Genomic DNA, 14,450 nt, shown 5'->3' with positions numbered 1-14,450 from the left:
GCTAAGCGCTTAGCGCAGGATCGACTGGAGCTTCATGGCGACGCCCATGTCGCCTTCGATCTTGAGCTTGCCGGTCATGAACGCGCTCATGCCGTCGAGCTTGCCCTCGATCAGGTCGGCGAAGTCGCTGAAGTCCATCTTGATGGTGCAGTCGGCGGCCGTGTCTTCGTTGGTGACGCTGGGCGGATTCTGGTTGCCGTCGATAAGAACGACGCCCTGATCCGTGGCGAACTTGACGCTGCTGCCGAAGGCCGACTTCTTCGAAGCGCCTTCCTTCATTTTCGCGGTGATTTCCTGCAAGGTCATGAGCGTGTTCCTCCCGTCGGCAATGGTCCGGGGGGATTACTTGACCTTTACGTAAACGTCAACTACAGGCCGGTAAACGGTCGTTCAATCGGAGGAAACATGACCTATCGCTCGGTCTTCAAACCGGGACTGTTTGAGGGCCGGACCGTCATGGTGACCGGCGGCGGCAGCGGCATCGGCCGTTGCACGGCGCACGAGATCGCAGCGCTGGGCGCACACGTCATCATCACCGGCCGCAAACAGGAAAAGCTCGACACGGTGAAGGCCGAGATCGAGGCCGCCGGCGGCAGTTGCGAGACGCATATCTTCGACATCCGTGAGGAAACCCAGGTCAAGGAAGCGGTCGCCGCGATCGTCGCGAAGAACGGCCGCATCCACGGTCTGTTCAACAATGCCGGCGGCCAGTTCCCCTCCCCTGCGGCGTCGCTCAGCGCCAAGGGCTTCGACGTGGTGCTTCGCAACAACCTGACGGGCGGCTTCATCGTGAGCCGCGAGGTCTTCACCCAGTCGATGCAGGACCACGGCGGCTCGATCGTCAACATGACGGCGGACTACCGCAACGGCTTCCCCAACATGGTGCACACCGGGGCCGCGCGCGCCGGCATGGCGAACCTCACCATGACGCTGGCCTACGAATGGGCGGCCGCGGGGGTGCGGGTGAATTCGGTGGCGCCGGGCTGGATCGCGTCCTCGGGCATGGACACCTATACCGGCGACTTCAAGGAGCAGATCCCCAAGCTCAAGGGCTACTGCCCGCTGGGCCGTCTCGGCACCGAAAGCGAAGTCTCCGCCGCCGTCTGCTTCCTGCTGAGCGACGCCTCCTCCTACATCACCGGCACGGAGATCCGCATCGACGGCGGCGTGCCGCTCGCCAACCGCTCGGTCGACCTGCCGGCGACGGACAGATCGAAGCTATTCGACGGCTTCCATCTCGCCAAGACGCCCAAGGTCCTGGGCGGCTGAGGAAGACATGCCCATCCTCGAAAGCCAGGTCGATCGCAACAGCGACGAGTTCAAGCAGAACCGCGAACGCATGCTCGCCGCCATCGCCGAATTCCGCGAGGCCGAAGCCAGCGTCCAGGCGGCCTCCGAGAAATCCCGTGAGCGCTTCGCCAAGCGCAAGCAGTTGATGCCGCGCGAACGCATCGCGCTGCTGCTGGATCGCGGCGCCCCCTTCCTCGAGCTGATGCCGCTGGCCGGCTACCGCATGCACGACGACAAGGACGGGTCGAGCGCCGGAGGCGGCTCGGTCGCCGGCATCGGCTATGTCGAGGGTGTGCGCTGCGTCGTGACGGCCTCGAACAGCGCGATCAAGGGCGGCACCGTGGCGCCCTCCGGCCAGCGCAAGGGCCAGCGCGTCCAGCAGATCGTCATGGAGAACAAGCTGCCGGTCGTGAACCTGGTCGAGTCCGGCGGCGCCAACCTGCTCTACCAGGCCGAGATCTTCGTGCCCGGCGGCCGCGGCTTCGCCAACCAGGCGCGCATGTCGGCGCGCGGCATCCCTCAGGTCACCGTGGTCCACGGCTCCTCGACGGCGGGCGGTGCCTATCTGCCGGGCCTCTCCGACTACGTCATCATGGTGCGCAACCAGGCCAAGGTGTTCCTGGCCGGGCCGCCGCTGCTCAAGGCCGCGACCGGCGAGATCGCGACCGACGAAGAGCTGGGCGGTGCCGAGATGCACGCCACCGTCTCCGGCGTCGCCGAATGGATGGCCGAGAACGACGCCGACGGCATCCGCATGGCGCGCGACGTGATCGCCAAGTGGCACTGGAACGATGGCCTGCCGCCACGCACGGAGCGGACGTTCAAGGAGCCGCTCTACGACGTCGAGGAACTGTGCGGCGTGGTGCCTCCCTCGCACAAGGATCCCTACGACGTGCGCGAGGTGATCGCGCGCCTCGTCGACGGCTCGGACTTCCTAGAGTTCAAGGCCCTGTTCGACCAGCAGACGATCTGTGGCTGGGCCGCCATTGAGGGCGAGCCGGTGGCGCTGATCGGCAACAACGGCCCGATCACCGCCAAGGGCGCCGTCAAGGCCGCGCAGTTCATCCAGCTCTGCTGCCAGCAGGGCACGCCGATCGTCTACCTGCAGAACACGACCGGCTACATGGTCGGCACGGAGAGCGAGCGCGGCGGCATCGTCAAGCATGGCTCCAAGATGATCCAGGCAGTCGCCAACGCGACCGTGCCGCAGATCACCATCGTGATCGGCGGCAGCTTCGGCGCCGGCAACTACGGCATGTGCGGCCGCGCCTTCGACCCGCGCTTCATCTTCGCCTGGCCCAACAGCCGAACCGCGGTGATGGGCGGCGAACAGGCCGCCGGCGTCATGAAGACAGTGACCGAGCAGAAGTTCCTGCGCGAGGGCAAGGAGCCGCCGCACGAACAGATCGACAAGATGTTCAAAGGCATCGTCGACCAGTTCGAGCGCGAATCGACCGCACTCTACGGCACCGCCCACCTGTGGGACGACGCCATCATCGATCCGCGCGACACGCGCCGGGTTCTGGCCTTCACCTTGTCGATCGCACGCGAATCGATCGTGCGACCGCTCAATCCCATCTCCTTCGGCGTGGCGAGGATGTGAGGGATGATCCAGCGCTTCCGTCTTCCTCCCCATTCAGATGGGGAGGTGTCAGCGTCCTACGCTGACGGAGGGGTCATCAGCGACACCTCCATACCTATGACCCCTCCGTCGCGGCTTGCCGCGACACCTCCCCATCTGAATGGGGAGGAACACCTTGGAGCAAGGACCTCACGATGAAGTTCACCCCCGAGCACGAGGCGCTGCGCCAGACCTGGAAGACGCTGATCGATCGCGAGATCAATCCTTTTGTCGACCAGTGGGAGACGGACGGCCAGTTCCCCGCCCATGAACTCTTCAAGAAGATGGGCGATGCCGGGCTGCTGGGCGTCGACAAGCCGGTCGAATATGGCGGCTCGGGCCTCGACTTCTCCTATGCCATGGTCTGTGCCGAATCGCTGGGCTGGGTGAATGGCGGCTCGATCCCGATGGCGACCGGTGTGCAGATCTCGATGGCGACGCCTGCCCTCGCCCGCTACGGCAGCGACGAACTGCGGAAGGAATTCCTCGTCCCCTCGATCACCGGTGACTACGTGGCCTGTCTCGGCGTTTCCGAGACTGGCGCCGGTTCCGACGTCGCCTCGATCAAGACGACGGCCCGTAGGGTCGGCGGCGACTGGGTGATCAATGGCGGCAAGATGTGGACGACCAATGGCGCCCAGGCCGACTGGATGTGCCTGCTGGCCAGCACCGATGACGGACCCGCCCACAAGAACAAGTCGCTGATCGTCGTGCCCATGAAGACCAAGGGCCTCGAGATCGCCAAGAAGCTCGACAAGCTCGGCATGCGCGCCTCCGACACCGTCCAGACCTTCTTCGACGAGGTGAAGGTGCCGGTACGCTACACGATCGGCCAGCCCGGCATGGGCTTCACCTATCAGATGCAGCAATTCCAGGAGGAGCGGCTGTGGGCCGGCGCGGGCTCGCTCAACACCTGCGAGCGGCTGATCAACGCAACCATCGAGTACACGCGCGAGCGTAAGGTCTTCGGCAAGCCTCTGCTCGACAATCAGGTGATCCACTTCCGCTTGGCCGAACTCAAGAGCGAGGTCGAGGGGCTGCGCTCCATCGTCTACCGCGCCTGCGAGGACTATCTCGCCGGCAAGGACGTCACCATGCTGGCCTCGATGGGCAAGCTGAAGGCCGGCCGCCTGCGTCGCGAGGTCTCCGACGCCTGCCTGCAATACTGGGGCGGCGCCGGCTATCTCTGGGACAATCCGGTGGCGCGCGGCTATCGCGACGGCCGTCTCGGCTCGATCGGCGGCGGCGCCGACGAGGTCATGCTGCAGATCATCTCCAAGCTGATGGGCACCCTGCCCCGCTTGGGCAACCGCTAGGAGGCGATCATGCAGTTCACTCAGGAACATGACGAGATCCGCCGCACGTTGCGGGCGATCATCGACCGGGACATCAATCCGCATGTCGACCAGTGGGAAGAGGACGGCATCTTCCCCGCCCACGAGGTCTTCAAGAAGCTGGGCAGCGCCGGCCTGCTCGGCATCAACAAGGCTGCCGAATTCGGCGGCATGGGCCTCGATTATTCCTACGCCATGGTGATGGCCGAGGAGCTGGGCCACATCCATTGCGGTTCGGTGCCGATGGCGATCGGCGTGCAGACCGACATGGCAACGCCGGCGCTGGCCCGCCACGGCAGCGACGAGCTGCGCCGGGAGTTTCTCAGCCCCTCGATTGCCGGTGATTATGTCGCCTGCCTCGGTGTCTCGGAGGTCGGCGCCGGTTCGGACGTCGCCTCGATCAAGACGACGGCCCGCCGCGTCGGCGGCGACTGGGTGATCAACGGCGGCAAGATGTGGACGACCAATGGCACGCAAGCCGACTGGATGTGCCTGCTGGCCAGCACGGGCGAAGGCCCGATGCACAAGAACAAGTCGCTGATCTGCCTGCCAATGAAGACCAAGGGCGTCGAGGTCGTGAAGCAGCTCGACAAGCTCGGCATGCGCTCCTCCGACACCGCGCAGATCTTCCTCGACGAGGTGAAGGTGCCGGTCCGGAACCTGATCGGCCAGGAGGGTATGGGGTTCATCTACCAGATGCAGCAGTTCCAGGAGGAGCGGCTGTGGGGCGCGATCAGCGCCGTCGTCGGCATGGAACGGCTGATCGATCAGACCATCGAGTACACCCGCGAGCGCAAGGTGTTCGGCCGGCCCCTGCTCGACAACCAGGTGATCTATTTCAAGCTGGCGGAGCTGCGCACCGAGATCGAGCTGGTGCGCTCGCTCTGCTACCGGGCCTGCGAGGAGTATCTCGACGGGGCGGACGTCACGATGCTGGCCTCGATGGCCAAGCTGAAGGCCGGCCGCATGGTGCGCCTGGTGACCGACGGCTGCCTGCAATACTGGGGCGGCGCCGGCTATCTCTGGGAGTCGCCGACCGCGCGCGCCTTCCGCGATTCGCGCCTCGCCTCCATCGGCGGCGGCGCCGACGAGGTGATGCTGCAGATCATCTCCAAGCACATGGGCACCCTGCCGCGGGTGGAGAACAGATAAATTGCGCACGGCCGTCGCGACAACAACCCTGTCATGGCGTGGGAACCGAAGTGCGTTGCGGAGGAGTTTGTAATGACTGAATTCGCCGACAAGTACGAAGCCCTCATCCTCCGTCGCGAGCGCTCGCGTCTCTACGTGACGCTCAACCGGCCGGAAGTGAAGAATGCGCTGAACCCGACGCTGATCGAGGAGCTGAAGTCGGTGTTCGGCATCCTGCGCGACCGTCGCGACATCAAGGTCGTGATCCTGCGCGGTGCAGGCGGCACCTTCTGCGCCGGCGCGGACCTGAAGAACATGGAGCAGAGCTTCACCGACAAGCCCAAGCCCGGCGAGAAGGATCCGATCGCGGTCTGGAACCGCCAGTTCGGCGCCTTTCTCGAAATGCTGAACGGCACGCCGCAGGTGGTCGTGGCGGCGGTCGAGGGCTACGCCATTGCCGGCGGCTTCGGCATTCTCTGCGTCTCCGACGTGGCGATCTGTACCGAGGGCGCGGGCTTTGCCATGAGCGAGACCGCCATCGGCATCGTGCCGGCGCAGATCGCGCCCTTCGTCGCCCAGCGCATCGGTGTGCCACAGACGCGGCACCTGGCGCTCACGGCCGCGCGCTTCAAGGGGCCCGAGGCCCTGCGGCTCGGCATCGCCCATTATCTGGTCGCAGACTCCGCCGCCCTCGACGCCAAGCTCGAAGAAGTGCTGAAGCAGATCGACAAGTGCGCCCCCCTCGCCAACGCGCTCACCAAGCAGGTGGTGATGAAGGTCGGGACCGAGCCGCTGTCGGCCGTGCTCGACTTCGCCGCCGACAAGTTCGCCGAGGCGCGCCGCGGCCCTGAAGCCGGCGAGGGTCTGCGCGCCTTTGCCGAGAAGCGGCCGCCGCGTTGGGCCATCGAGTAATGACCTTCTCCAAGATCCTGGTCGCCAACCGCGGCGAGATTGCCTGGCGAGTGATGCGGACCGCCAAGGCGATGGGCTATCGCACGGTCGCGGTCTATTCAGACGCCGACCGGGACGCGCCGCATGTCGCCTTCGCCGACGAGGCGGTTCGCATCGGCCCGCCGCCCGTGGGCGAGAGCTATCTCAGCATCGATCGCATCCTCGAAGCCGCACACAGGAGTGGCGCCGACGCCATTCATCCCGGCTACGGATTCCTGTCTGAAAACGAAGCCTTTGCCACCGCCTGCGAGAAGGCAGGCCTCACCTTCATCGGCCCGCCGCCGGCGGCCATCGCCGCGATGGGCAACAAGGCCGCCGCCAAGCGGCGCATGATCGACGCCGGCGTGCCCTGCGTGCCGGGCTACCAGGGCGCCGATCAGAGCGACGCCAATCTCGAAGCCGAGGCGCGTAAGATCGGCCTGCCGGTCATGGTCAAGGCCGCGGCCGGCGGCGGGGGGCGCGGCATGCGTCTCGTCCAGGACGAGAGGGACCTGCAGGAGGCGATCCGCACCGCCCGCGCCGAGGCCGAGAGCGCCTTCGGTTCGGGTGAACTGATCCTCGAGAAGGCCATCGTCGATGCACGACATGTCGAGATCCAGGTCTTTGCCGACGCCCATGGCGACGTCATCCATCTCGGCGAGCGCGACTGCTCGGTGCAGCGCCGCCATCAGAAGGTGATCGAGGAAGCGCCCTCGCCCGCCGTCGATGCCACGCTGCGCGACCAGATGGGCGCCGCGGCCGTGGCCGCCGCGCGGACCATCGGCTATCGCGGCGCCGGCACGGTCGAGTTCCTGCTGGGGGCCGACAGCGCCTTCTATTTCCTGGAGATGAACACCCGCCTTCAGGTCGAGCATCCCGTGACCGAGGCCATCACCGGCCTCGACCTGGTCGAATGGCAGCTCCGCGTCGCACGCGGCGAGCACCTGCCGCTGCGCCAGGAGCAGGTGACGTTCACCGGCCACGCCATCGAGGTGCGCCTGTACGCCGAGGACGCCTATGCCGGCTTCCTGCCGCAGACCGGTCGCATCGACGTGTGGCGTCCGGCGACCGGCCCCGGCGTTCGCATCGACCATGGCATGAAGGACGGGCTCGCGATCTCGCCCTACTACGATCCGATGATCGCCAAGGTGATCGCGCATGGGGCCACCCGCGAGGAAGCTCGCCTGCGGTTGGTCAGAGCGCTCGCTGAGACGGTCGTGCTCGGACCGACCACCAACCGGCACTTCCTGATCCGCCTGCTGGAGCATCCCGACTTCGCCGCCGGCGAGGCCACGACCGCCTTCCTCACCAAGCACGAGTTCCCCGCACCGGCGATCAGCGACGCGCACTGGACCGCCGCGGCGAACCTGCTGTGGCAGGCCTCGGCGCAGAAGTATCCGCCGGCGATGCGAGGTTGGCGCAATTCTAATCCCGAGCCGACGCCGATCCGACTGGCTGCAGGCGGCCAGGAGCGGCTTGTGCAGGTCCGCGAGCCCGATCCGGTCGAAGTGCCGTTCCATATCGACGGCAACGACATCGTGCTCGACATCGATGCGCTCACCGTTCGATTCACCGACAAGACCTATGCTCCGCCCGAGACAGCGGCAGCCGGCAGCGACGGCAAGCTGCGTGCGCCGATGGACGGCCGGATCGTGTCGATCAAGGTGAGTGCGGGCGAGAAGGTCAGCCGCGGCCAGACCCTGATCGTGCTGGAGGCCATGAAGATCCAGCATCAGCTCAAGGCGGCGCTCGACGCGAAGATCGAGACGATTTCGGTCCAGGAAGGCCAGCAGGTCTCGAACCGGACCGTCCTGGTGGCGATGGAGCCGGACGCCGCTTAGCGCTACGCTCCCTCCCAACAAGAGAAGTTCTGGGAGGATTTGCCATGCTGCGTAGAGTTGCGCTCGCCTTGCTCGTGGTTGCCGCTGCCGGCCCCGCTTTCGGCCAGGCCTATCCCAACAAGCCCATCAACCTGATCGTCCCGTTCGCGGCTGGCGGCCCGACGGATCTCATGGCGCGCATCGTCGGCGAGCGCATGGGCAAGGAACTGGGCCAGCAGTTCATCATCGACAATGTCACGGGCGCGGCGGGATCGATCGCCATGGGCAAGCTCGCCCGCTCCACGCCCGATGGCTACACGATCGGCATCGGCCATCTCGGCACCAACGTCGTGAACGGGGCGATCTACAAGAACCTGAACTACGACCTGATCAACGATCTCGAGCCGATCGCGCTCCTGCCGTCCAATCCGCTGCTGGTCGTGACCTCCAACCAGGTCCCGGCCAAGGACCTCAAGGAGCTGGTGGCCTACCTCAAGGCCAATGCCGACAAGATCTCGGGCGGTACGGCCGGCATGGGCTCGGGCTCGCATATCGGCGCACTGGCCTTCTTCGCGGTGACCGGCACGAACTACCAGCTCGTGCCCTATCGCGGCACCGGCCCCGCCGTGCAGGACCTGATCGCCAACCAGATCCAGGTCATGATCGACCAGTCGTCGAACTCGCTGCCGCATGTCCGCGCCGGCAAGCTCAAGGTCTACGCGGTCACCGCCAGGCAGCGCACTGCGGCGGCGCCGGATATCCCGACGACCGCCGAGGCCGGCTTTCCCGGCATCGAGGTCGCGATCTGGCACGGGCTCTGGGCTCCCAAGGGAACGTCGAAGGATATTGTCGAAAAGCTCAACGCGGCGGCCATCAAGGCCCTGCAGGATCCGGAAATCCGCCGCAAGCTCGAGGATCTGGGACAGGACATTCCGACGCCCGAGCAGATGAAGTCGGATGCGTTCGGCACCTACCAGAAGGCGGAGTTCGCCAAATGGAAGCCGATCATCGACAAGGCCGGCGTGAAGGTGGAGTGAGGCGGCCCCTCACGACGCGAAAGACGGCGGCATCGGACACGGCGGCAGGAGCTTCTCCAGCACCTTGGCAACGCCAAGCAGCTTTGCCTCGCCCCAGCGCTTGCCGGTGAGTTGCAGACCGATCGGCAAGCCCTCCTTCGAGAAGCCGCAGGGCAGCACGATCGAGGGCTGGCCCGTCAGGTTGCCCAGGAAGTTGTAGGCGGTGCCCGCAAAGAAATAGGGATGGTCGACGCCGTCGACCTTGAGCGGCAGTTTCTGCGGCTGGCGGACGAACGCCGCATCCGGCATCACGGGCATCAGCCAGGCATCGTAGTCGTCGAGGAAGGTCTCGCACTGACGCACGATGCGGTCCCGCCGGTCGAGCACGGCGAAGAACTGGGCCATGCTGAGACGCGCGGCACGAGCGAGCGAGCGTCTGGTCGGATCGGGCGACTCGAGCCTGTCGAAATGCCGCTCGCGCTCGGCAAGCGGCTTTTCGCTCTGGATCATGTACTGGAACAGGTCCGACCAGTCGTCCCAGCCCTGCTGCCAGTCCATCTCTTCAGGCTCGGCATACTTCACTTTTGCGCCGGCTTTCGACAGAAGCTTCGCCGTCGCCTCGACGACCGAAGCCGTCGCGGCCGAAACCTGCACCAGCGGATTGCTGGTCAGGACGGCAATGCGCAGCCCCTTGGCCGTGAGCTTGGGCGTCGGCCCGAGCGGCACGGGCGCTGCCTCGGTCTCGTAGCCGTCCGGCCCGGCGATGATGCGTAGCGCGACCTCGAGATCGTCGACCGAGCGCGCCAGCGGGCCGAACGTGCCCATGTAGCGGGTGCTTCGCGTCGCTCCGGGGAGATCCGGCACGTGGCCGTGTCCCGGCACGCGCCATTCGGTAGGCTTCAGCGAGAAGATGCCGTTGAAGTGCGCCGGATTGCGCACCGAACCGCCGATGTCACTGCCGAGTTCCAGCGGCGATAGGCGGGCCGCCACGGCGACGCCGCCTCCGCCGGTGGAGCCACCCGACGTACGACTTTCGTCCCATGGATTGAGGGTAGTGCCGAAAATCGGGCTGTCCGTCTGAAAGTCTGCGCACAGCTCAGGCACATTGGTCTTGCCGAGGATCACCGCGCCCGCTGCCCGCAGACGTGCGACGAGGCTGGCATCTTCCGCCGCGACATTGTCTTTCAAGGGGGGATGGCTGGAGGTTGTCTTGAGGCCCGCGACGTCGAAGGCTTCCTTGATGGTAATCGGCACGCCGTGCAAGGGTCCCAGGGCCTTCTTCTGGCCGCGGGCACGATCGGCGGCCCGGGCGGCTTTCATCGCTCCGGCCTCGTCGACCAGTACGAGTGCATTCAGCGTCCCGTTCACACGTGAAATCCGATCGAGATGCGCCTTCGTCGCTTCCACCGAACTCAAGCGTCCGTTTCGTATGGCGCGTGCAAGTCTGGTCGCCGTTTCGAAGCACGGATTCATGCATGTCTCCCTTGAGTGTGGCGACACTAGCCGCCGCTACCCCGGCCCGGCTATAGAGCCCGAAGATTTCTTGGGGACGCTATGAGCTTGGGTAACAAGACCCTGTTCGTTACCGGTGGAAGCCGGGGCATCGGACTGGCGATCGCATTGAGGGCCGCGCGCGACGGCGCCAACATCGCCATCGCCGCGAAGACGGTGACGCCAGATCCGCGCCTGCCCGGCACGATCTTCACCGCGGCGGACGAGATCGAGAAGGCCGGCGGCAAAGCGCTGCCGCTCGCCTGCGACATCCGCGACGAGCAGAGCGTGGAAAAGGCCGTGGCCGAGACCGTCGCGAAGTTCGGCGGCATCGACATCCTGGTGAACAATGCCAGCGCCATCAGCCTGACCGGCACGCTCGCCACGCCGATGAAGCGCTACGACCTGATGCACCAGATCAACGCGCGCGGCACCTTCATGGTCTCGCAGAAGTGCATCCCGCACCTGCTGAAGGCCGCCAACCCACACGTGCTGAACCTATCGCCGCCGCTGGACTTCGACGTGAAGTGGTTCGCCAATCACGCCGCCTACACGCTCGCCAAGTACGGCATGTCGGTCTTCGCCTGGTCGATGGCCGAGGAATTCAAAGGCAAGGGTGTCGCCTTCAACTGCTTGTGGCCGCGCACCGCCATCGCCACCGCGGCGATCCAGAACATCCTGGGCGGCGAGGAAGGCATGAAGCAGTGCCGCAAGCCCGAGATCATGGCCGATGCCGCCCACGCGATCTTCAGCCGCCCGTCGCGCGACTGCACCGGCAACTTCTTCATCGACGACGAGGTGCTGGCGGCCGAAGGCGTCACCGATTTCGACAAATACGCCGTCTCGCCTGGCACGCCGCTGATGCCCGACTTCTTCGTGCCCGCCCCCGGCGCGCGCACCGTCGTCGGAAAGGCCTAGCGCGTGGCGACGTTCCTGCTGGTCCATGGGGCCTGCACCGGTGGCTGGTGCTGGGAGAAGGTCGTGCCGCTGCTGGAAGCGGCCGGCCACAAGGTCTGCGCGCCCGACCTGCCAGGCCTCGGCAAGGACCAGACCCCGCCGGCCAACGTCACGCTTGCCGACAATGTCGAGAAGCTGGCGCGCCTCCTCGACAAGATGGAGGAGCAGGTCATCCTCGTGGGCCATTCGCTGGGCGGCGTCACGATCAGCCAGCTCGCGGAGGCGCGGCGGCGCAAGATCAAGGCGCTGGTCTATCTCTGCGCCCTGCTGCCGACCTCGGGCAAGAGCGGCAAGGACATGACGGCGCTGGAACCGGACACGATGTTCCGGCTGTCGCGGCAGGTCAGCCCCGACGGCAAGACCTATACCTTCGCGCGCGACAAGCTGCCGAGCCTGTTCTACGCCGACGTCTCGCCGGAGGATCGCTACAAGGCGATGGAACGGCTCCGCCCGCAGCCGATCGCCATCTCGACCACCCCGTTGACCCTCACCGAGGAGCGCTTCGGCTCGGTGCCGCGCTGGTACATCGAGTGCCTCCACGACAACGCCATTCGCATCGCCCTGCAGCGCACGATGGTGAAGGCGACCCCGTGCAAGGTGCTGCGACTGGAAAGCGGACACTCGCCGTTCTTCAGCAATCCGGAAGAACTCGTGGAACATCTCGCGGCGATTGCGGCGAGCTAAGACTGTCGTCCTCGTCTTAGCAAAAACGGCTAGCCTTTAGACGCTTCGCAAGGAGCGCGCGGGCCCGGATGGCCATCCGGGCCCGCGCGGCCGGTCGTCGGATCGACGTCGTCTGATCCCTTTGGGGGATGAGCTCAGCAAGATCGCGGCCGGCCTCTTCACCCGATCCGGATGGTTGCCCGAACTCCAGGTTCGAAGACGAGGCAGGATGGACGAAGATGAGCGATGTTAGCATGGTCGTAGCCGGGATCGACATCGGCAAGGCGCGGCTGGACGTGGCGCTGCACGGCGCGGCAGACCGCATGGCGTTCGACAACAGTGCGGCCGGCCATCACCAGCTGATCCAATGGCTCCGCGCGGCGCAGGTCGTGCGGGTCGGTCTGGAATCCACCGGTTCGTACTCGCAGGAAGTGACTGGCACGTTGCGCGAGGCCGGCTTCGAAGTAGCGGTATTGCAGCCCCTACAGGTCCGGGCGTTCGCGCAATACCGCCTGCGCCGGGCCAAGAGTGACCCACTGGATGCGGCGCTGATCGCCACCTGCGCGGCGTTGCTCGACAAGGTGCACGAGGCTTCGGATGCGCGGCTGGTTCCCCTTGCCGAGCATCTGCGGCTGATCGAGCAGCTGGAGGACGACGTGGTGCGGGCCAAGACGCGCCTGGAGGCCGCGCATCTGGCGCATGTGCGCCGCTTCCTGCGCCGGGAGGTCGAGCGGCTGGAACGGCGCGAGGCGGCAGAGCGGATCCTGCTGATGAAGAGCATCGCCGCCGAGCCTGACCTGCTGGCCCGGCTGCAACTGATCCAGAGCGTCGACGGGGTCGGCGAGCGCACCGCGCTCAGCCTGCTGCTGCTGCTGCCCGAACTCGGGCGTCTCGAGCGTGAACCGATTGTCTCCCTGGCGGGGCTGGCTCCCTTCGTGCGGCAGTCGGGCAAATGGAGAGGCCAGAGCCGCATCGGCGGCGGCCGCGATCGGGTGCGTCGCGCGCTCTATGCCGCCAGCCTCGCGGCAGCCTTCCGCTGGAATCCGGCCATCAAGGCGCTGTATCAACGCCTGAAGACCGCCGGCAAACCCCATCGTAAGATCATGATCGCCTGTGCGCGCAAGATGCTCATCCAGGTCAACGCCGTCGTCGCCCGCGGCACCCCGTGGATCTCATCTCGCCGCGTCGCCGCATAGTGCATTCTTAATGGTTGCTGAGCGAAGCGAAGGACCTAGCGGAACGACCAGGGTACTGCGCAGCTAACGTTAGACCCTTCGCTTCGCTCAGGATGACAAGAAGTGCGCAATTTGAACCGGCGCGTGTGAACGCGCTTTAATCAAAGAACGCGAACGCCCGCGCCTCGATGCTCTGCCTCGGCCGAGGATTGGCGGGCGAGGTCGGATCGTCGAAGGCCGAGTGCAACGAGAAGCGCGCACGGCCGTCCTTCAGCGAGTCGTAGCACTTGATCAGGATCGCCTCGTCCCGCGTCATCTTGGGGAAGTAGAACCAGCGGTGATCGGCGTTGTAGACGCCCTGATAGATCTCGCCGGTACGATCGGCATAGACCAGGTCGCAGACCGCCAGGTCGCGCGGCGCGATGCTCTCCGAATTGACGAAGCCGAGCGGCGCCATCTCGATCGGCGCGTGATCGATGTTGCGCCAGACATTGTACTCGGCGAAGCGCTTCTGGAGGCGCCGTTCGGCCTCTTCGGGCGGGAGCAGATCGCGAACCCGCTGCGGGCCCGACCTCTCGGTGTAGTCGTTGTGCACGCTGCGCACGGGTGTCCTAAGGCCACGCTCGACGGCGCGGTCGGCCGTGCGCACCGTATGGTCGAACACCACCACCTTCGACGCGCCGGTCTCGCGCATGATCAGCGCCTCGACCTCGGCGTGGTACTTCGTGCGCACTTCTTCCTCGTCATAGAAGTCACGCACCGCCGTGTCGTGGTGCGTCAGGATAAACGCCTGGCGATCGAGCGAAAGATCGCGCGCGATCGGACGGGCATCGTGAATCCGTACCGTGAAGTCACGGTAGTTGCCGTCCCGGCGCGGCAGGCCAGTCCCATGCGGTGGATTGTAGGTCACCGGCTTGACGCTGAGATCGGCCAGGTAGTTCACCGGTGCATCGACCCAGCCGGCGAGCGGCGGCCGCATAGCGGTGGATTCGGCGGTTCGGACATCGACCATGGTTTCACCC

General features: G+C 65.9%; 13 protein-coding genes. 10 read left to right on the top strand and 3 right to left on the bottom strand.

Features of this window, described 5'->3' with window-relative positions; genetic code table 11:
• Positions 1-9: 9 nt before the first annotated feature.
• Positions 10-306 (bottom strand): SCP2 sterol-binding domain-containing protein, encoded by a 297-nt coding sequence (locus ACQY78_RS26855; RefSeq protein ID WP_428681063.1) that lies wholly within the window; start codon positions 304-306, stop codon positions 10-12.
• A 99-nt stretch (positions 307-405) separates the two neighbouring features.
• Here ACQY78_RS26855 and ACQY78_RS26850 point away from each other — a divergent pair, with 99 nt between their 5' ends.
• The 7 genes from ACQY78_RS26850 to ACQY78_RS26820 all read left to right on the top strand — a co-directional run bounded on the left by ACQY78_RS26850 (position 406) and on the right by ACQY78_RS26820 (position 9,163).
• Positions 406-1,269 (top strand): SDR family oxidoreductase, encoded by an 864-nt coding sequence (locus tag ACQY78_RS26850; RefSeq protein ID WP_428681061.1) that lies wholly within the window; start codon positions 406-408, stop codon positions 1,267-1,269.
• 7 nt (positions 1,270-1,276) lie between these two features.
• Entirely contained in the window at positions 1,277-2,893 is a 1,617-nt protein-coding gene (locus ACQY78_RS26845) for an acyl-CoA carboxylase subunit beta (protein WP_428681059.1), read from the top strand.
• A gap of 173 nt (positions 2,894-3,066) precedes the next feature.
• A complete protein-coding gene (locus ACQY78_RS26840) occupies positions 3,067-4,227 on the top strand; it encodes an acyl-CoA dehydrogenase family protein (protein ID WP_428681057.1) in 1,161 nt (386 codons plus the stop codon).
• A gap of 9 nt (positions 4,228-4,236) precedes the next feature.
• Positions 4,237-5,397, top strand: coding sequence for an acyl-CoA dehydrogenase family protein (locus tag ACQY78_RS26835; protein WP_428681055.1), 1,161 nt, complete (start codon positions 4,237-4,239; stop codon positions 5,395-5,397).
• Between the two features lie 72 nt (positions 5,398-5,469).
• A complete protein-coding gene (locus ACQY78_RS26830; RefSeq protein ID WP_428681053.1) occupies positions 5,470-6,288 on the top strand; it encodes an enoyl-CoA hydratase/isomerase family protein in 819 nt (272 codons plus the stop codon).
• Positions 6,288-8,147 (top strand): acetyl/propionyl/methylcrotonyl-CoA carboxylase subunit alpha, encoded by a 1,860-nt coding sequence (locus tag ACQY78_RS26825; protein ID WP_428681051.1) that lies wholly within the window; start codon positions 6,288-6,290, stop codon positions 8,145-8,147. Before ACQY78_RS26830 ends, ACQY78_RS26825 begins: the two co-directional genes overlap by 1 nt.
• Positions 8,148-8,194: 47 nt before the next feature.
• Complete coding sequence (locus ACQY78_RS26820; protein WP_428686517.1) at positions 8,195-9,163, top strand: Bug family tripartite tricarboxylate transporter substrate binding protein; 969 nt, start codon at positions 8,195-8,197, stop codon at positions 9,161-9,163.
• A gap of 9 nt (positions 9,164-9,172) precedes the next feature.
• Here ACQY78_RS26820 and ACQY78_RS26815 read toward each other — a convergent pair whose 3' ends face one another.
• Positions 9,173-10,615 carry an amidase gene (locus ACQY78_RS26815; RefSeq protein WP_428681049.1) on the bottom strand — a complete coding sequence of 481 codons (1,443 nt, stop codon included), beginning with the start codon at positions 10,613-10,615 and terminating at the stop codon, positions 9,173-9,175.
• Positions 10,616-10,696: 81 nt separating this feature from the next.
• Here ACQY78_RS26815 and ACQY78_RS26810 point away from each other — a divergent pair, with 81 nt between their 5' ends.
• The 3 genes from ACQY78_RS26810 (at position 10,697) to ACQY78_RS26800 (ending at position 13,449) form a co-directional block, all read left to right on the top strand.
• Positions 10,697-11,551: an SDR family oxidoreductase gene (locus ACQY78_RS26810; RefSeq protein WP_428681047.1), complete on the top strand. Its 855-nt coding sequence runs from the start codon at positions 10,697-10,699 to the stop codon at positions 11,549-11,551.
• A 3-nt stretch (positions 11,552-11,554) separates the two neighbouring features.
• Positions 11,555-12,274 (top strand): alpha/beta fold hydrolase, encoded by a 720-nt coding sequence (locus ACQY78_RS26805; protein ID WP_428681045.1) that lies wholly within the window; start codon positions 11,555-11,557, stop codon positions 12,272-12,274.
• A gap of 233 nt (positions 12,275-12,507) precedes the next feature.
• Entirely contained in the window at positions 12,508-13,449 is a 942-nt protein-coding gene (locus ACQY78_RS26800) for an IS110 family transposase (RefSeq protein WP_428676459.1), read from the top strand.
• Positions 13,450-13,585: 136 nt separating this feature from the next.
• Here the strand turns inward: ACQY78_RS26800 and ACQY78_RS26795 are convergent, their stop codons facing one another.
• Positions 13,586-14,440: a CmcJ/NvfI family oxidoreductase gene (locus tag ACQY78_RS26795; protein ID WP_428681043.1), complete on the bottom strand. Its 855-nt coding sequence runs from the start codon at positions 14,438-14,440 to the stop codon at positions 13,586-13,588.
• Positions 14,441-14,450: the final 10 nt, after the last annotated feature.

The sequence above is a fragment of the Reyranella sp. genome (assembly GCF_965279625.1).
Lineage (GTDB): Bacteria > Pseudomonadota > Alphaproteobacteria > Reyranellales > Reyranellaceae > Reyranella.
Note: the sequence above shows the minus strand (reverse complement) of the source record. Positions and strands in the feature narration are given on the sequence as shown.

Coding starts and splice junctions, on each gene's coding strand:
- ACQY78_RS26855 (WP_428681063.1), bottom strand. CDS start 306: ATGACCTTGCAGGAAATCACCGCGAAAATGAAGGAAGGCGCTTCGAAG.
- ACQY78_RS26850 (WP_428681061.1), top strand. CDS start 406: ATGACCTATCGCTCGGTCTTCAAACCGGGACTGTTTGAGGGCCGGACC.
- ACQY78_RS26845 (WP_428681059.1), top strand. CDS start 1,277: ATGCCCATCCTCGAAAGCCAGGTCGATCGCAACAGCGACGAGTTCAAG.
- ACQY78_RS26840 (WP_428681057.1), top strand. CDS start 3,067: ATGAAGTTCACCCCCGAGCACGAGGCGCTGCGCCAGACCTGGAAGACG.
- ACQY78_RS26835 (WP_428681055.1), top strand. CDS start 4,237: ATGCAGTTCACTCAGGAACATGACGAGATCCGCCGCACGTTGCGGGCG.
- ACQY78_RS26830 (WP_428681053.1), top strand. CDS start 5,470: ATGACTGAATTCGCCGACAAGTACGAAGCCCTCATCCTCCGTCGCGAG.
- ACQY78_RS26825 (WP_428681051.1), top strand. CDS start 6,288: ATGACCTTCTCCAAGATCCTGGTCGCCAACCGCGGCGAGATTGCCTGG.
- ACQY78_RS26815 (WP_428681049.1), bottom strand. CDS start 10,615: ATGAATCCGTGCTTCGAAACGGCGACCAGACTTGCACGCGCCATACGA.
- ACQY78_RS26810 (WP_428681047.1), top strand. CDS start 10,697: ATGAGCTTGGGTAACAAGACCCTGTTCGTTACCGGTGGAAGCCGGGGC.
- ACQY78_RS26800 (WP_428676459.1), top strand. CDS start 12,508: ATGGTCGTAGCCGGGATCGACATCGGCAAGGCGCGGCTGGACGTGGCG.
- ACQY78_RS26795 (WP_428681043.1), bottom strand. CDS start 14,440: ATGGTCGATGTCCGAACCGCCGAATCCACCGCTATGCGGCCGCCGCTC.